Annotated in this window: 14 protein-coding genes; 9 read left to right on the top strand and 5 right to left on the bottom strand. The window is 37.5% G+C overall.

From position 1 onward, the window contains the following. Position 1: 1 nt before the first annotated feature. From P7V56_RS06280 to P7V56_RS06265, 4 genes are all read right to left on the bottom strand, one after another. Positions 2–1339 (bottom strand): 2TM domain-containing protein, encoded by a 1338-nt coding sequence (locus P7V56_RS06280; protein ID WP_171222819.1) that lies wholly within the window; start codon positions 1337–1339, stop codon positions 2–4. Positions 1340–1408: 69 nt separating this feature from the next. Then, positions 1409–1588 (bottom strand): hypothetical protein, encoded by a 180-nt coding sequence (locus tag P7V56_RS06275; protein WP_171222818.1) that lies wholly within the window; start codon positions 1586–1588, stop codon positions 1409–1411. Positions 1589–1668: 80 nt separating this feature from the next. Continuing rightward, on the bottom strand, positions 1669–2337 hold the full coding sequence (locus tag P7V56_RS06270; RefSeq protein WP_370529619.1) for a hypothetical protein: 669 nt from the start codon (positions 2335–2337) through the stop codon (positions 1669–1671). 149 nt (positions 2338–2486) lie between these two features. After that, complete coding sequence (locus P7V56_RS06265) at positions 2487–4640, bottom strand: TonB-dependent receptor (protein WP_171222816.1); 2154 nt, start codon at positions 4638–4640, stop codon at positions 2487–2489. 174 nt (positions 4641–4814) lie between these two features. On the opposite strand from P7V56_RS06265, the gene P7V56_RS06260 reads away from it, so the two are divergent. The 9 genes from P7V56_RS06260 (at position 4815) to P7V56_RS06220 (ending at position 17365) form a co-directional block, all read left to right on the top strand. Beyond that, the gene (locus tag P7V56_RS06260) at positions 4815–5210 is read left to right on the top strand and encodes a hypothetical protein (RefSeq protein WP_171222815.1); all 396 of its coding nucleotides are present in this window, start codon (positions 4815–4817) and stop codon (positions 5208–5210) included. Positions 5211–5328: 118 nt separating this feature from the next. After that, on the top strand, positions 5329–5865 hold the full coding sequence (locus P7V56_RS06255) for an IS1096 element passenger TnpR family protein (RefSeq protein ID WP_171222814.1): 537 nt from the start codon (positions 5329–5331) through the stop codon (positions 5863–5865). Positions 5866–5968: 103 nt separating this feature from the next. Continuing rightward, a complete protein-coding gene (locus tag P7V56_RS06250) occupies positions 5969–7027 on the top strand; it encodes a nucleoid-associated protein (protein WP_171222813.1) in 1059 nt (352 codons plus the stop codon). Between the two features lie 103 nt (positions 7028–7130). After that, entirely contained in the window at positions 7131–8975 is a 1845-nt protein-coding gene (locus tag P7V56_RS06245) for a BamA/TamA family outer membrane protein (protein WP_171222812.1), read from the top strand. 163 nt (positions 8976–9138) lie between these two features. Continuing rightward, positions 9139–9405 carry a DUF1660 family phage protein gene (locus tag P7V56_RS06240; RefSeq protein ID WP_171222811.1) on the top strand — a complete coding sequence of 89 codons (267 nt, stop codon included), beginning with the start codon at positions 9139–9141 and terminating at the stop codon, positions 9403–9405. Positions 9406–9454: 49 nt separating this feature from the next. After that, positions 9455–10348, top strand: coding sequence for an ABC transporter ATP-binding protein (locus P7V56_RS06235; protein WP_171222810.1), 894 nt, complete (start codon positions 9455–9457; stop codon positions 10346–10348). Between the two features lie 12 nt (positions 10349–10360). Then, positions 10361–11194: an ABC transporter permease gene (locus P7V56_RS06230; protein WP_171222809.1), complete on the top strand. Its 834-nt coding sequence runs from the start codon at positions 10361–10363 to the stop codon at positions 11192–11194. 152 nt (positions 11195–11346) lie between these two features. Continuing rightward, entirely contained in the window at positions 11347–16446 is a 5100-nt protein-coding gene (locus P7V56_RS06225; protein WP_171222808.1) for an FIDD domain-containing protein, read from the top strand. 1 nt (position 16447) lies between these two features. Then, complete coding sequence (locus P7V56_RS06220) at positions 16448–17365, top strand: alpha/beta hydrolase (protein WP_171222807.1); 918 nt, start codon at positions 16448–16450, stop codon at positions 17363–17365. 169 nt (positions 17366–17534) lie between these two features. On the opposite strand, the gene typA is transcribed toward P7V56_RS06220, so the two are convergent. Further along, on the bottom strand, positions 17535–19331 hold the full coding sequence (gene typA / locus P7V56_RS06215; RefSeq protein WP_171222806.1) for a translational GTPase TypA: 1797 nt from the start codon (positions 19329–19331) through the stop codon (positions 17535–17537). Positions 19332–19379: the final 48 nt, after the last annotated feature.

Genomic DNA, 19379 nt, shown 5'->3' with positions numbered 1-19379 from the left:
ATTAACTCCATTTGTTATGCTGACTATTTTCTTTATTTAAAATTTCTCTGATTTTACGTTCTTCCCAACTTTTTCCGTAGCCAAAAGTTTCTAAGGCATGAAAGGTCAATCCCATTCCCCAACCCAACATGGGAAACCAAAACCATTGAAAACCGCCGGTTTTTAAATTAATAAAGATTAAAAACGGAATCACACAGCAGTAGGAAATTAAATTGCCGTAAAATCCTTTTAGTTTTTCTACTCGTTCTTTGGCTTTCATGTAAGCCATATTCTCGTTGTAAATATTTTGTGTTTCCATGAGGACTATTTGTTTGGTTAAAATGGGAATTTTTACTTTGAAGGCTGTTTCCGTTTGATCGACCAAGACTTTGCGCTCTGAAATTAATCCATAACGGTTGACTATGTTTTGTAAGCCAACACCTTTTCGGTCTTGCAAGACTTCTTTCTTCTGTAAATTATTCTCAACGATTAAATAATTATTTTCAATATAAATTTTGATGTGCAACGGCTTTTGCTCGCTTGCCACATTGTGCTTGATGGTGTTTTCCAGTAAAAGTTGCAAGGATAACGGCACCACTTTAGCTTCCGGATTATCGAAATGAGTTGGTAGTTCATAACTGATGCTGTTTTCAAAACGCATTTTGAGTAAGTTCATATAAGTTTTGGCGAAAGCCAACTCTTCCTCAACCGAAACCAATTCTTTGTCTTTTTGTTCCAAAACATAGCGGTAAATTTTGGACAAAGAAGTCGTAAATCGTTGAGCATTATCGGGGTTTTCTTCTATCAGTGAACTCAACACATTCAAGCTATTGAACAAAAAATGCGGATCAATTTGGTTCTTCAAACTTTCAAACTGTGCCGAAGCGGTTCCGGCGATTACCTTTTGCTCTTTGACTTTGTTTTCGGCGTAGGCTTTGTAAAAATAAAACGCGTGAAAAGCTAAAGTAACTATGAAAGTGATAATCACCGCTACTAAATAATTGGACAATTGTTCTTGGCTTAAAAAGTCCCTAAACGAAACACCTTCGACGACCACATCTTCAAAAATTCGCAGTAAAAAAATAACAACAATAGAAATCAGAAACGAAGAAACAAAGCCTATTAATATGCGTTTGGGTGTAAATCTTTCCGCTTTAAATACTTGATCCAAATAAATAAAAATAGCTGCATTGGCAAAGTACAACGAGAATCCGTAAAGCATGTTGTACCCAAAGTTAACCAACAAAGCATAATCAAAAGCTACTTGGTTTCCGGTAATCAGTCTGATTAACAACAACACGAAAAAGATGCTGATGGAGATGATGATAGCTCTTGGGATTTCTTTTATCAATTGTTTCATTACTTTTCTTTTAGGTTCTAAGGTACTGAGGTCTTTACTTAGAACCTCAGCGCCTTAGTGTTTTTTTTCTTATTTATTTTTTTCTGAGCGATACATAGCCGAAGCAATGAATCCTACACCCATTCCGGCTAAAGTGCCGACAGCAACGTGACCAAAATACATTCCGGATGCGATGCCCACAAACATGAATCCGACGAATATCATTCCGCCTAATTTGTTTACTTCTTTGTTTTGGTTTTGGTTTTCCATGATTTCTATTTTTTTTTAGGTTCTGAGGTTCTAAGGTACTGAGGTTTTTTTACTTAGAACCTTAGCACCTTATCACCTTCTTATTTACAATTTTTCAAAGCTTCTTTGGCTCTGTCTGATCCCCATTTGGGATGAAAAGGTGATTCGGGTTGAAATTTTTCAAACAACGGAATGGCACTTTGCAAGTCTTGACACAATTTTTTCACATCGGCTCCGGTCCATGGTGCGCTGTTGATTTCAAATTCGGCTTTGCAATATACTACTCTTGGATTTTCCGGAGCAATGATTTTGGCTTTGGTATACAATTCTGTCACTTTTGGAGAATACTTCATCCCGTTGACCATCGGATCCTGAACAATCAAAGCGGTATAAATCATCGCTTGCATGACCATCAGTTCCGGATTATTTAAGCTAATCATAGAAGCTGCATCTTGGGCATTTTGTGCTTTTTCCAACAAGGCAGCTACTTTGGCTTTATTTGCCGGATTGAAAGCTTCTGTTGTATTAATCAAAGCTACATAATAATTGGGCAACCAATTGTTTTTTTCTGCAGCGGCAATGCGTTCCATCAAATCCGAAGCTTCCTGTGCTTTTCCTTCACCCCAAAGTCCGAGTGATTTGGCCATACCTTGTTCATATTGTGTTTGCGCCGATAATAAAGAGCAAACGAAAAAAGCGATTGTAGTGATAATTTTTGTCATGTCTTTTAATGTATTGATGATTAAAACTCTTGTTATTTTATAGTCCAAAAGTATCTCGGTTTTGATTGCTGTAAAACTTATACTTACCGAACTGTTGATTTTTGGGGATGAATTGTTTTTTTTGAGTGGCTTAGTTTCTGAGTATATAAGTTCCTGAGCCTTTTCTCAGTTACTCAGCGACTCAGTTACTCAGAAACTTATAGATTATTCAACTGATTATCCTTCTTATTCTCACTAATCGTCCAAAAGAAACCAACAAAGAAAAACTGATCCGCGGTTGGTCTGATGGTTCTTCGGTTATAAACGCCTTCTGTGTTGGGCGAGTTGGCATATTCGTAACCAAAAACATTTTGAGTTCCCAATACATTCGATACTGAAAAGTACAAAATCTTTTGTTGCGACATTAAATAAGCCCAGCCCAAACTCAAATTATTGTAGCCTTTGGTTCTGCCGTTCATAAACTCCGACTCATTCGGATTGTTGTAAGGTCTTCCGGTCGTGAAGGAATTGGTGATACTCAATTGTGATTTCAGTTTGTTAATCCACCATTTGCTTACGACGCTTAAACTATGATTGGCAACAAAACTTGGCGTTACTTCTGCTGTATAATTTTTATAGTTTCTTTGGGTATCGATAAACGAATAAGAAACCCAGTATTCTACATTTTTAACGGTCTTATTGTCTCTCCAAAAAATGTCTAAACCTTTGGCATAACCGGAACCGGTATTGCTGAAATCGGTATCAAATTGAGCCGTATCTGTGTCGTACTTCACCAAATCGGAATAGTCTTTAAAGTAAGCTTCAGCGCGGAATGTTCTGCGGTCTTTGCTGTATTGGTAATTCAAAATATAATGCTGTGCCTTTTCGCTTTCCAAATAATCGGCATATTTTAAATAATCTTGTCTTGGCGCTTGGGTAAAACTGCCGTAAGCAAAAGAAAACTGACCGTTTTTGGAAATTTTATAAGCCAAGGATGCTCTCGGAGCAACGACTGTTTCGTCAAGTAAATCATTGTTAGATAACCTTGCTCCTAATTTTACAGCAAACTTTTTAGAGAAGAAAATATCCGCTTCGGTGAAGAAAGCTGCAATGTTAGCGTTGTAGCCACTGTTAAAAATATCTCTTTCGTATGGTTTGAAATCTTCGTCAAATTTTGTGATAAAATAATCGCCGCCAAAAGAAAGCTTTACCCTATCTGAAAATGATTTTTTTAATTTTAGTTTCAAATGAGACGCATGTTCTGAGTTGGCTACATTGTCTAAATCTAAACCAATTTTATTTTGGCTATAACCATAACTCAAACCGGTAAACAATTGCCATTGCGAACCAAAATTGCCTTTGTAAGAGGAATTCAAGTAAAAATTATTATTATCCAAATCCACTCTGATTTTATCGGGATTGTTAATCGACTCACTGTTGATGTCGAATTGGGAAGCTTCAAAAGCGGCGTATAATTTAAAAATACCACTCGTAAAACTGTATCGGTAAACTGCTTCACCCGAAAGTGATTGGAAAGGTTTGTTCCAATCGGCGCGTTGCGGAAATACTTTTTGGTACGGCGCCAAATTGATATAAGCCGTATTAAAACTCAAGGAATTTTTTTTCCATTTTTGGGTATTGGCCAAACCTAAACCAACGCTCATCAAAGAAATATCAGTTTTCTCTTCAACAGCTTCGTCTTGGGTATTTAGCAATAAAACACTCGACAACGCTTCGCCATATTCGGCAGAATAACCACCGGTAGAAAACGACATTCCGCTGAACAAAAAAGGTGAAAATCTACCACGCGTTGGCACATTGGCAGTCGTGGCGCCATAAGGTTGTGCTACGCGAATACCGTCTACAAAAGTTTGGGTTTCATCGGCTTCACCACCGCGAACGAACAATCTTCCGTCTTCGCCTACAGTTTGTGTTCCGGGTAAAGTTTGTAATGCTGAGACGATATCTCCCATTGCGCCTGCTGTTGTAACAATGTCTAAGGGTTTCAAAACCGAAACTCTTGCTTTCTCACCGGCATCAAAAGTTCCGGCAGTTACTATAACCGCATCGAGTGAATTGACACTTTCTTTAAGTTTGAAGGATTTATTTTGGCAAGTAGCCACGTCAATTGGCGTTTTTAAAGTTTCATAAGTCAAGAAACTAATCACTAAAATCTGATTGCCAATGGCGGTTGTGGTGAATTTAAAATTCCCGTTTTCATCTGAAGAACCGCCATCGTAAGTGCCATCGATAAAAATATTGGCTCCGACTATGGGTTTATTTTTTTCATCTAATACAGTTCCGGAAACTATTTGTTGGGCATTGCTTAGACAAGCAACTAAAAAAAGGATTAAGGTGTAAATCTTCTTCATTGGTTTTGTTTTGATGAAGCAAACTTGCAACAAAACATAAAACTAGAGAATTTAAGTTTACCGAATTGTAGTTTTATGCAGATGAATTGTAATTCGTTTTCAAAAAAAAAATATCTTTAACAAAAAATACGAATAAAAATCAGTAGCATTGCATTACCAAAAACCACTTAGACAATGAAAATTATCAAATCACTATTGGCCATTGCGGCTTTCTTTGCCCTAAACAGCGCATCAGCCCAAACCATTACTGAAAGATGGCCTGAAATTAAAGCGTACCATGAAGTAATGTCAAAATCATTTCATTCTTCAGAAGATGGAAACTTGAATCCCATCAAATTAAATTCGGAACTACTAGTTGAACGAGCGGAAGCCTTAGCCGTAGAAAATATGCCGGAAGAATACCGCACTCCCAAGCTCATAGAGTCGATAGTAGTTTTGAAAAAAGAAACTAAAAAAGTCAATGATTTAGTGCAAAGAAACGCCGGAGATGAAGAAATAAAAAAAGCTTTAGCGGCACTTCACGATACCTTCCACAAGATTGTCGGTTTGTGTCAAACGGAAAATAAGTAATCAAAAGCCCGACCGTAAGTCGGGTTTTTTTTATGCAAATAGTTTTCAACAAATCGCCTCTGAGAAATCAAATATTGCAAATTAAATTTACCTTTGTGCGCTTATAAAAATTACCATTATGATTTATAAATTCAGAGCTATACTTGATGCCGAAGAAGATGTTTTCAGAGACATTGCCATTCAGGAAGAGGACACTTTAGAAGATTTGCATAACGCCATTGTCAATGCCTTCGGATTTGACGGATTAGAAGTGGCTTCTTTTTACACTTGTGATGACCAATGGAACCAAGAAGATGAAATTCCGATGTTTGATTCGGGTGATGTTCCGGGTGAAATGAAAATCATGAGTGATTATTCTTTGAACCAATTATTGGGCGAAGACCAAACCAAAATCATTTACGTGTACGATTTTATCAACATGTGGACATTCCTGGTAGAACTGGCTGCGATTGAAGAAGCCGAAACCGGAGTTATTTATCCCAGTTTATTATTCTCTCACGGTGAATTGCCAAACGTAGCTCCGGAAAAAGAATTTGAAGCCGAAAATGAAGACTTTTACTCCGAATTTGAAGACGATTTAGACGAAGATGATTTAGACATGTTTGGCGGTGATGACAGCTTTGAGGATTTTGGATTTGAGGAGAATTGGAATTAATAAAGCGCTCAGCTTTCGGTTTTGATAACTTATACTATTAAATTAATTATATTAAAAGCTAACTGCTAAAAGCTAACCGCTGATAGCTAGCCAACCGCTACAAATGATCAACCTATTCAACGCCCACATCGAGTCCTTATCCATCCACCGAGTTGGAAACAAAAGCCGTAACGAAGCCATTTTTCTTTCAGACCAACCTTATGGTTTGAATGATGAAATTGTACCGCTTTTAAAAGAATATTTCTTTAAATCCTTTCGTGAAAAAGAGGAAAATTATTTTCAGTTTGCCCATGATGTCGATTTGGAATACAACGACATGTTCAACCTAGCGACAGAGATTTTCACCAATCCGAGTGACATCCATGAAGTGTCTAAAAAAATTACCAAGCATTTGTTTGAACAGTCTAATCATCCGCATATCAAAAACGGAGAGGTTTATGTTGCGCATTTAACTAATGTTTCTATTGATAATAACACCGTAGATGCAATTGGTGTTTTCAAAAGCGAAATCAAATCTGATTTTATGCAATTTGAAGAAAAAGGCAGCACGTTAGAAATGATTTTGCAACAAGGAATTAACTTGAACAAACTAGATAAAGGTTGTTTGATTTTCAATTACAAAAAAGAAGAAGGTTACAAGATACTAACCGTGGACAGCAACCGTTATGATGCGCGATATTGGTTGGAGCATTTTCTTTCGGTAGATGCTTTTCAAGATGAAAATTTTTATACCAAAAAGTATTTGAAATTCTGTCAAGGCTTTGCCAAAGACGTGGTTCTTCCGGCAGAAGACAAGAAAGAAGAAGTCATGTTTATGAACCGTTCGGTGAATTTCTTTGCCAAAAATGACGAATTCGAAGAAAGTAAATTCTTAAACGAAGTCTTAGACAATCCCGATTTGATTCCGGAATTCAAAAACTACAAAGTAGACAAAGGTGAAAAATACAGCATCGAAGACATTACCAACTTCCCTATTGCCAATGCCGCGGTTACTGACGCTAGAAAATCTATAAAAAACGTGATTAATTTGGATACCAATATTCAAATCAAACTTGATTTCATCAACCCCGAAAGTGCTGAAAAGTTTGTAGAAAAAGGTTGGGACGAAGAAAAACAGATGTATTATTACCTAGTGTATTTCAATAAAGAACAAAAATCATAATCTTTTATAAAAACAAAAACATTCCTCAATTGTTAAAACAATTGGGGATTTTTTTTATCTGGTAATTAATTTCATACCTTTCAGAATTAGTTATTAAACAAGCATGTCCTCAAAGCATTACATCTACTTTCTACTACTCCTTTTTTGTTGCCAAAACTTACTGGCGCAGCAAAAGGAAGTTCATAGCGGTAATGACTCAGTCAAGGTGTACAATAACATCGAAAAACTATCTAAAAAAAGTAAATTCAATCAGTTTATTTACAAGCTGTTATTCAAATCAAGCCGGAAGCCAAAATCAACCGCCGGTGCCAAAAGAAGGCGTTTTTTAATCAAAAAATCTTTTGACCGCAACGAAGGTAAAATCATCCGAAATATCAATATTGAAACTTTAGATCCATTTGGATATTCAGTGGATAATTACAAAGATGTACCCGAAAAAGGATTTGAAAAGTTTGGGAACAATCTTCACATCAAGTCGAAAGTTTGGACGATTCGCAACTTATTGCTTATCAAAAAAAATGAGCCTTTGGATTCAATTACCGCCAAAGAATCAGAACGTTTAATTCGTCGGCAACGTTATATCAGAAGTGTAATCATCAAACCGGTTGAAATTCCGGGGAGCAAAGATTCTGTTGATATTTCGATCCGCGTTTTAGACACTTGGAGTTTGATTCCCAACGGAACTTTATCAAGCAGCCAAGGCAACTTTGAACTGACGGAAAGAAATTTTTTTGGCTTAGGTCATGAATTCAAAAACGAATACACCAAACGTTTTGATGGCGGACAATATGCTTATTTGGGCAAATATTCCATCAATAATATTAAAAATACTTTTATTAATGCTTCGCTTTCTTATGAAAATTCAATCGACAATTATACGACCAAAAGCGCTCGAATTGAAAGACAATTCTTTTCCCCATTAACCCGTTTGGCAGGTGGTTTATATTTAGAGAATAAATTTTATATCGATTCGTTACCCAATAACAGTGGTACTTTTGCAGACCATCGATTTAAATTGGAAACCCAAGAATATTGGCTTGGACATTCGTTTAAAATTTTTAGGGGAAAAGACGAAGATTACAGGACGACCAACTTGGTGACCACCTTGGGATACAAAAACACAAACTACCTTGAAATTCCTACTTTAACCTACGATCCAACTCGGTTTTTTGCTTCAGAAAAACTATACTTGGCTTCCATTGGTATAAACACCCGAAAGTTTGCCGAAGACAAGTATTTGTTCAATTTTGGGATTATTGAAGACATTCCGTATGGTCAAGTTTATGCAATTACCGGAGGTTTTCAAGATAAAAATGATTTAAGGCGAAGTTACTTTGGCGGTCGATTTGCCTATGGCGATTATTTCTCATTTGGCTATTTGGGCACCAATATTGAATGGGGAAGTTTTTTTAACAACGGTTGTACCGAGGAAACTACTTTTAGAATTGAAGCCAATTATTTCACCAACCTACAATATTTAGGTGATTGGAAAATAAGACAATTTATAAAACCAACATTAGTTATAGGCAACCATAGAGCTCCCATTATTAAAGACCGTGTATTGCTTTCGGATGATAACGGTATCAGGGGATTCAACAACCCTTTAATCAACGGAACAAGAAAACTTTCGGTGGCGCTTCAAACCCAAACTTATGCGCCGGGCAATTGGCACGGATTTCACTTTAGTCCGTTTTACAACATGACTTTCGGGTTTTTGGGCAATGAAACCGATAAATACCTCAACGGTCGATTGTATTCCAAATTCAGTTTGGGTGTTTTGATTAACAATGATTATTTGGTTTTCAATAGTTTTCAAATTTCCTTTTCTTACTATCCTTCTATTCCCTTTGAAGGCGATGATGTTTACAAAACGAACTCCTTCAAAAACAACGATTTAGCGTTGCCGGACTACCAAATCGGACAGCCTATTATCGTTCCTTACAAATAATTATTTGCTTAAATTTGTAAGTTTATATCTTAATAAAATTCTATTTTACTGTATTTTAACGACTATTTTTTGCACTTTAACGTTAAAACAATAAGTTTACTACACCTAATAAAACCTAAATGCGTCTATTTGCCTGATGCATTGTGGCATAAAACCTTATCCTATGAAACTAAACTACTTAACTCAGGGACTGGTCAATAAAAATTATCGCTGTTCCCTACTCGGACACCGATTTGTGGAAACCAAAAAAATCAATATTCATTTTAGCGAATACCAATGTGATGTTTGTAAGTTACAAGCCACCAATGACAGCAGAGGTCAAAAAATTACACTGACTTCCAAACTCAAAGACATTAATGAAACACTCTTCTATTTGAATTTGAAAAAACAGTTTATTTCTAAATTTTACTTTCCCAAAAAAGAGCAGTAACAAAACCTGATTTCAATCGTCATACCCTAAATCAAAAAAAAAACGACCCTTGGAATCAACTATTCTTAAAATCAACAAGCTTAACAAACGTTACGGCAAAATTCATGCGGTAAAAGATCTTTCACTCGAAATACAAAAAGGCAATGTTTACGGTATTCTCGGTCCAAACGGAAGCGGAAAATCAACCACTTTGGGCATTGTTCTGAATGTAGTTAACAAAACCTCGGGTGACTATAGTTGGTTTGACGGTGCCATGCAAACTCATGAGGCATTAAAAAAAGTTGGGGCAATCATTGAGCGACCTAATTTTTACCCCTATATGTCGGCCAAAGAAAATTTGGAATTGGTTTGTAAAATCAAAGGCATCAATTACTCAAAAGTAGATGAAAAATTAGAAGTTGTTGGACTAACCGATCGAAAAGACAGCAAATTCAAAACCTTTTCCTTAGGAATGAAACAGCGTTTGGCTATTGCTTCAGCGCTTTTGAACGACCCTGAAATTTTAATTTTAGACGAACCAACCAACGGTTTAGATCCACAGGGAATTCACCAAATTAGAGATATCATTAGGTTAATTGCTTCACAAGGCACCACAATTCTTTTGGCTTCGCACCTTTTAGATGAAGTAGAAAAAGTATGTAGTCATGTTTTGGTATTGCGCTATGGTGAAATCTTATACAACGGAACCGTAGACGGAATGATTGCACATGAAGGCTATTTTGAACTTCAAGCCAATAACAATCAAAAACTTTTACAAGTCTTAAATCAACATCCTGAAATTGAAAAAGCATCGGAAGTTGAAGGAAAAATAGTGGCTCATTTCAAAACCATTGTTGATCCGGCAGCCCTAAACAAGTACTTTTTTGACCATGACATTTGCTTGAACCATTTGGTCTTGAAAAAACTGAGTTTAGAAGAACAATTTTTAGCCTTAACACAATAACCCGAAACGATTATGAAAAGATTACTCGCCATAGAATTACAAAAAATCTGGAAAAATCGCGCCAGTAAAATACTGACCATAACCTATTTTTTATTACTGACTTTTTTATCGTTTATTGCTTCCATCAAGTTTGATGTCGGACCGATTCACATTAGACTTGCTGACCAAGGCATTTTTGATTTTCCTTTTATTTGGCATTTTAATTCATTTATTGCCGCCTTTCTGAAAATATTCCTCGCCGTTATTATAGTTTCAATGATGGCAAACGAATACAGTTACGGTACATTGAAACAAAACTTGATTGACGGAATGAGTAAAAAGGAATTTATCACTTCAAAAGTTTTAACGATATTGGTGTTTTCTGCCATTTCAACTTTGTTTGTGTTTATAGTTTCTTTAATTCTCGGATTAATATTTTCATCGTTTAATGAAGTTGGGATTATTTTTTCCAGCATGGAATATTTATTTGCCTATTTCATCAAATTACTGGGTTTCTTCTCTTTTTGTCTTTTTATCGGAGTATTGATAAAACGTTCCGCTTTTGCTTTGGGCTTTCTGTTCCTGTGGTTTATGTTTGAGATGATTACTTTTGCCATAGCCTACAACAACTTGCAAAACAAAGAGTTGGTTGACAAAGTATACGATTATTTTCCACTGATGTCAATGTGGAGTCTAATCCCACAACCTTTTACTAAACTAAATGCTATCAGAACTATCGGTAGCCAATTGGGTGTTGAAGATTTAAGAAACTATGATGTCCATTTTTCCTCAATAGCCATTGTTTTGGGTTGGACAGTAATTTTCATTTTTTCTTCCTATCAGATAATCAAAAAACGAGATTTATAATTCAATCACCGGTCAAAGCAAAATTGCTTTAAAGCTTTAACCGAAACCGCTTAGTAACTGTTTAGATTACAGCGGAAATAATCAATTCTTAAAGAAAACATAAATAGAAAACTTCTTTTTATGTTTTCTTTTTTATTTGTTAATTTTAGCAAATGAAAAAGAAGTTATTTTTTGTATTATTTATTGTATTCTCCTCTATAAATTGTTTCTCACAATTTAGCAAAACGCATTACATTCCACCGCTTTCCGGTGCAAGTAATGTTACATCAGAAGATCAATTCCTATACATTTCCACCCCCAATATTAATCCGATTAACTTTAGAATAATAGAATTAGGCGGAGGCGTAATCACCGGTACCGTTTCAAGAAGTACACCCTATATTCACAATGTTGGTTTTGGTAATGATACCCAATTACATGTCGACGCCAGCATGGTTAATAATGTCTTTAACAATAAAGGCTATATTGTTGAAGCCGATGACTTGATTTATGTTTCTGCCAGAGTAACCGCAGGTTCAGGAAATCAAGCCGGTGAGTTAGTCTCAAAAGGAAAAGCTTCTTTGGGAAACCGATTCAGAATTGGCGCCATTACCAATCTTGCCGTTACCAATTACATTGATATTCACACCACATTCATATCGGTTTTGGCTTCTGAAAATAACACCACGGTCAATTTCAGTGATATCAGAGCCGGTGTTCAACCCATCAACAGTTCCAATGGCAACAATCCGTTTAGCATTGTATTAAACAGTGGCGAAAGTTATGTAATGGCCGTTCAAGGACCGCATAACCCAAATCGCGACGGACTAATAGGTTCATTGGTTACTTCCGACAAACCCATTGCCTTAAATTGTGGTTCATTTGGCGGAAGCAATGCCCCGGGTAATTTGGATTTGGGATTTGACCAAATAGTTCCGGCAGAACGCATTAACAATAACGAATATATTTTTATAAAAAGTACCGGTATTGATATGGTTGAAACCGTTTTATTGGTAGCTGACCTAGACAATACCGAAATCTATTTAGGCGGTGCAACAACACCAACAACTACCATAAATGCCGGAGATTATGTCGTTTTCGACGGCTCTTTTTTTGACGGTAATGGCAATCTGTATATCAGTACCAACCAAAAAGTTTTTGCTTATCAAACCATTGGCGATAACAGTGCTGTTGATCAACGAAATCAAGAAATGTTTTTTGTCCCACCCTTGAGTTGTCAAACACCTAGAATTATTGACAATATTCCTTCCATCAACTTTATAGGCAACAGACAATTTACTGGTCGAGTTACCATAGTAACTAAAACAGGTGCGGCCTTAAACTTTATCATTGACGGTGTAAACTATACTTTAGCAGATTTGTCGATGACAACTAATGTCGTTGGTCCAACTCCCGTGCTTGGCAATGCTGATTATGAAACTTATGTTATCACGGGTTTAACGGGTGATGTTTCTGTTTTTTCAACCGAAGAGTTGTATTTAGCCGCTTATGGAACTAGTGGTGCGGCAACATTTGGAGGTTTTTATTCCGGTTTTACATTTGAACCTGAGATTTCATTTAATCAATTGGACCCAATTCAGGCCAGTTGCATTCCCAATACCAGTTTATCCGTAAACACTTTGAGTCCGTTTGACACTTTTCAGTGGTACTTTAACGGAAATGTAATTCCCGGCGCCACCAACAGCAGTTATACACCTTCAGCACTAGGACCGGGTTACTATTATGTTTCTGCTACCATTTCTAGTTGTACACTGCCTATAAATTCTAATGAGATTCCGGTTAGTTCTTGTCCTGTTGACACTGATGGCGACGGTATTAACAATAATATTGATTTAGACAATGACAACGACGGAATAACTAACTGCATCGAATCTTACGGAAATCAAGATGTTAATTTAACCAATACCAGTGCCGGATCAGTTACCGTTGGCAATTACACCAATACGTTTACAGGTGCTGTCTCTTCGACCGGAACAGGAACGCCACCGACTACACTCATTGTAGGCGATGCTAATGGTAATTTTGTAACTGAAACCGCCGATGGGAAACAAGACAAAGTAAGCTATACCACCACTTGGAATAACCCAATTAGTTTGGCAATAGAGTATGCCTCAACCGCTATAGTCAATGATTTATTTACCTCATCAACAGAAATAAGAGTTACCTGTCCGATTAATAAAACCCTAACGATTTTAAATCCGGACAACCAAATACTGATAGATACCAATTACGACGGGATTTTTGAAAGTGGCGTAACCCAATATTCTTCCTTTGAAATACGCTTCCGCTTGAATAGCAGTATACCTTTGGCGTCAGGAACGGGTACTTTTTCGGTTAGAGGTAATTTAATCGATGCTATCACTGTGAGTAATATCAACTTAGTAGACACTAATTCCAGCAGGGTTGCCATGCGACTAATAGCTACTTGTGTTCCTTTAGATTCCGACAGTGATGGTGTTGCAGACCAAATTGACTATGACAGCGATAATGACTCTATTCCGGATGTAGTTGAAAGTCAAGGACAAAACGCAACAGCATTGTCCAATGTTGACGCCAATAATGACGGGATTGATGATCTGTTCGGAAACGGAATCACACCAGCTGACTCCGATGGTGATGGTTTTCCCAATTACCTAGATTTAGACAGTGATAATGACGGTATTTTTGATATTATTGAATCGGGCAGTCCCGGGAATGGTTCTAATACAAACGGTATTACAGTAAATCCTGTAGGAAGTAATGGCATTGACAATAGTTTGGAAATCACAACAGGCAGCGGCGTCATCAACTATACGGTTGCCGATACCGATGCAGACGGCATTCTGAACTATATTGAAGCAGACAGCGATGATGACGGCTGTTTAGATACCATAGAAGCCGGATTTTCAGATTTGAATAATGATGGCATTCTCGGAAATGACTCACCAACAGTTATTTTAGCCAACGGTCTTGTTTCGAGCAGCAGCGGTTATGGTGTGCCCAATGGAAATTATACCATTGGCGCTCCGATTTCAATTACTGTTCAGCCGGTTGATGTAACTATATGCGAATTACAATCGGCTTCTTTTACCATTACCTCGGTTGCCGTGAATAGTTACCAATGGCAATTGTCTACAGATGGCGGAACCAATTGGGTCAATTTGACTAATGATGCAACCTATTCGGGTGTGACTACTGTTTTGCTCACGGTTTCTAATGTTTCTCCAACGATGGCTGGTTACCAATACCGAGTGTTTTTGAATAAAAACGGCAACAGTTGCGGTTTGTATTCCGAGGCGGCTATTTTGACAACATATGCTTTGCCTGTAATCACTACTCCTATTTCGCTAATCCAATGTGATGATGATACCGATGCGATTTCGGTTTTCAATCTGACTCAGAAAAACAATGTGATTTCGGCTAATTATTTGAATGAAACTTTTACCTATTTCACCAACAATACTGCTGCGAATACTGAAGATACTGCTTTTGAAATCACAAACCCGTTAGCTTACACCTCAGGTAATACTGTGGTTTATGCTCGTGTGGAAAACAGTAACGGCTGTTTCAGAGTGGCTCAAATAAATTTGGTTGTTTCAGTGACCCAAATTCCGGCCGGCTTTGTGATTCCGAATCAGTATTTGTGTGATGATTATTTGGATGCCGTAAATGACGATTATGACGGTATTTCGGGACCATTTAATTTCACGTCCATACAGAACAGTTTAGCGGCTATACTACCGGCCAATGTTACCATCAAATTCTATAAAACCCAAGCCGATTTCTTAGCTGAAACTGATGCTTCCGGAAATTCTTTAGCCATAGCAAACATTAGCAATTACAGAAATATTGGTTTTCCGAATACGCAAACCATTTGGGTTCGCGTAGACAGTACGATAGACAATTCTTGTTTTGGATATAAAACTTTTGACATAGTAGTAGAAGCTTTGCCAATAGCATATCCTGTGAATTCGGCTAATTTAATCCGCCATTGCGATGACAATCATGACGGAATTTATGGGTTTGACACTTCCGGAATTGCAGCCGCAGTTGTCAATGGTCAAACCGGCGTTAATGTTAAATATTTTAGAGCTAACGGAACACAGATTTTACCCTTTACAAATCCGTACAATGTAACGGGAAGCGAAACCATTACCATCAGAGTCAGTAATAATACCACACAAACCGGCGGTCAACCTTGTTATGATGAAGTAACGCTTCAATTCATCGTAGATGATTTGCCGGAAGCCTTTGCTATTCCGAGTAGTTTGACGACTACTTGTGACGATGAAGTTTTGGCTATTGCACAAGATGGCTATTTTGACTTTGACACTTCTTCATTTTTGAATACTATTTTGGGAACGCAAACCGGTATGAATGTTTATTATTACGATGAAAATAATGTTTTGATTCCTAATGCTGTTCCGAATCAATTACCGAATCCGTTCAGAACCCGTACCCAAAATATAAGAGTTGTGGTTGAAAACCCTACCAACACCGATTGTTATGCCGAAATTACCATTCCGTTTATAGTTAATCCAACGCCTAAAATTGATCAAGAAGAAACCATCATTATTTGTCTTCCTGATACCCAAGCGTTGATTGATGCCGGAATTCTTGATGGCTCGCCAACGGGCAATTATACGTTCCAATGGTATGAAAACAATGTCATTATGCCGGGACAAACCAATCCTACTATAACAGTCAGCACACCCGGACTTTACAGTGTTGAAGTAACCAACGCCTTCAACTGTACTAAAACCAGAAATATCACCATTGTAGGTTCAGAAATTGCTTCCATTCAAGCCATTGACGTGGTTGATTTGAGCGATGTCAATTCGATTCTAGTCAATGTAACCGGCTCAGGTGATTATGTGTTTGCCTTAGATGACATTAGCGGACCTTACCAAGAAAGCAATTTCTTTAACAATGTGCCTATAGGTTTTCACGAACTGTATGTCAGAGACGAGAACGGTTGTGGTACGCTTGGTCCAATTTTGATTCCGGTATTAGGTATCCCGAAATATTTTACTCCAAATGGTGATGGATTTCATGATTATTGGAATGTAAAAGGCGTAAGTGCACTTCACAATTACCGTTCAACGATTTATATTTTTGACCGTTACGGAAAATTGTTGAAACAAATCGGTACCACCGGTACGGGTTGGGATGGCACCTATAACGGAAGACCAATGCCGGCAGATGATTATTGGTATTCTATTGAATTTGAAGACGGTCGAAGTGCAAAAGGGCATTTTACCTTAAAACGATAATATGAAAAACCTATTCACAACCGCTTTATTTATGTTGAGTTTGCTATTAAACGGACAAAACATTAAAGTTTCCTCCGGAAAAGTACAACGCTTTGACAATTTCAAATCGGTTTATGTGGATGCCCGAAATGTGGATGTTTGGTTGCCTGATGGATATAATGTCGATGAAAAATATGCCGTTTTGTACATGCACGACGGTCAAATGCTTTTTGATGCAGAAACCACTTGGAACAAGCAAGCTTGGGAAGTAGATGAAGTAGCCGGAAAATTAAATGCCGAGGGCAAAGTCAAAAAATTTATTGTGGTTGGCATTTGGAATATTCCTTCTAAACGGCATCCTGAATATTTTCCGCAAAAACCTTATGAAAGTTTGACTGCAGTTCAAAAAGACACCATCACTGCGCAATTGCAGAAAGCAGGTCGAACCAAAGAAGTTTTCAAACCTTATTCTGATTTGTATTTGAAATTTTTGGTCACCGAATTGAAACCTTTCATCGACAAGACTTTTTCGACATACAAGGACAAAGACAATACCTTTATGGCCGGTTCGAGTATGGGCGGTTTGATTTCGTTGTATGCGATTTGTGAATATCCTGAGGTTTTTGGTGCTGCGGCTTGTATTTCTACACATTGGCCAGGGATATTTGCGGTGGAAAACAATCCGATTCCTGAGGTATTTTACGCCTATATGAGAAAGAAATTACCTAATCCTAAGACCAACCGAATTTACTTTGATTACGGTGACCAAACTTTGGACGCATTGTATCCGCCATTGCAAAAAAATGCGGATGCTGTTATGGTTGAGAAAGGATTTGCGACTACTAATTGGATTACTAAATTCTTCCCAGGTAAAAATCATTCTGAAGAAGCTTGGGCGGAAAGATTGTCTGTTCCGATGGAATTCCTACTGAAAAAGTAAACCCTAGCCCGGATAGTAGTGGAAATCCTCGAAGAGATTGCAACGGATAGCCGGAAATAGCTTCACAAGAGACAAAAAGTAAATAAAAAACCCATTCGTAACTGAATGGGTTCATTTTTATATTATTTTACCCAGAGATGCGATGCATCGCGTCTCTACAGGAATGAAATTACATTTTGAAACGTTTTCTGTCGTTTTCGTTCAAATAGATTTTACGCAAACGCAACGATTTAGGCGTTACTTCTACATACTCATCTTTTTGAATGTATTCCAAAGCTTCTTCTAGAGAGAACTTGATGGCCGGAACGATTTTGTTTTTATCGTCGGCACCGGCAGAACGGAAGTTGGTTAACTGTTTGGTTTTGGTGATATTAATCGTCATATCATCGCCACGAGAGTTTTCTCCAACAACCTGACCTTCATAGATGTCTTCGTTTGGATCTACAAAGAATTTACCGCGATCTTGTAATTTATTAATGGAGTAAGGAATTGCTTTTCCGTTTTCCATAGAGATTAACGAACCGTTGATACGACCTGCGATTTCACCTTTGAATGGTTCGTAACCAATGAAACGGTGTGCCATGATAGCTTCTCCGGCAGTAGCGGTCAACAATTGATTTCTCAAACCGATAATTCCACGTGACGGAATGTTGAATTTGATGATCATGCGCTCGCCTTTTCCTTCCATTGACAACATTTCCCCTTTGCGAACCGACACAAACTCTACAGCTCTTCCTGAAACGTGTTCCGGTAAGTCGATAGTTAATTCTTCGATTGGTTCACATTTAACGCCATCAATTTCTTTGATGATAACCTGTGGTTGTCCGATTTGCAATTCGTAACCTTCTCTTCTCATGGTTTCGATTAAAACCGATAAGTGAAGTACACCACGACCGAACACCATAAATTTATCGGCAGAATCAGTATCCGCTACGCGAAGGGCTAGGTTTTTTTCTAATTCTTTGGCCAAACGATCTTTGATGTGACGAGAAGTTACAAACTTACCTTCTTTACCAAAGAAAGGCGAATCGTTAATGGTAAACAACATACTCATGGTTGGTTCATCGATGGCGATGGTTTGCAAAGCTTCCGGGTTTTCGAAGTCGGCGATAGTATCTCCAATTTCAAAACCTTCTACTCCAACAATTGCACAAATATCACCGGCGATTACTTCTTGTACTTTTTTACGGCCTAAACCTTCAAAAGTGTGTAATTCTTTGATTCTTGATTTGAATACTTTACCGTCTCTTTTTACCAATGAGATAGGCATATTTTCTTTTAAAATACCTCTTTCCAAACGACCGATAGCAATACGACCGGTAAAAGAAGAGAAGTCTAATGAGGTGATTAACATTTGCGGTGTTCCTTCAGATACTTTTGGTGCCGGCACGTGTTCAACCACCATATCTAAAAGCGGTTCAATATTAGAGGTTACATTTTCCCAGTGGTCGGACATCCAATTGTTTTTGGCTGAACCGTACACGGTTGGGAAATCCAATTGCCATTCTTCGGCCCCTAATTCGAACATTAAGTCGAATACTTTTTCGTGTACTTCTTCCGGAGTACAGTTTTCTTTGTCAACTTTATTGATTACCACACAAGGTTTTAATCCTAAATCGATGGCTTTTTGCAATACAAAACGTGTTTGCGGCATTGGTCCTTCGAAAGCATCTACCAACAAACAAACCCCGTCAGCCATATTTAATACTCTTTCAACTTCTCCACCAAAATCGGCGTGTCCGGGAGTATCGATAATGTTAATTTTGGTTCCTTTGTAAACCACTGAAACGTTTTTAGAAGTAATAGTAATTCCTCTTTCACGCTCTAAGTCGTTGTTGTCAAGAATTAAGTCTCCGGTGTTTTCGTTTTCACGAAATAATTGGCAGTGGTACATAATTTTGTCAACCAATGTTGTTTTTCCGTGGTCAACGTGGGCAATAATTGCAATGTTTCTGATAGATTCCATGTGTGCTTTTTTGTGGGTGCAAAGGTACACTTTATTTTCGGATAAAAA

It is taken from the genome of Flavobacterium sp. IMCC34852, assembly GCF_030643905.1.
Lineage (GTDB): Bacteria > Bacteroidota > Bacteroidia > Flavobacteriales > Flavobacteriaceae > Flavobacterium > Flavobacterium rivulicola.
The sequence above is the reverse complement of the archived record's forward strand: the minus strand, read 5'-3'. Positions and strand labels throughout refer to the sequence as shown.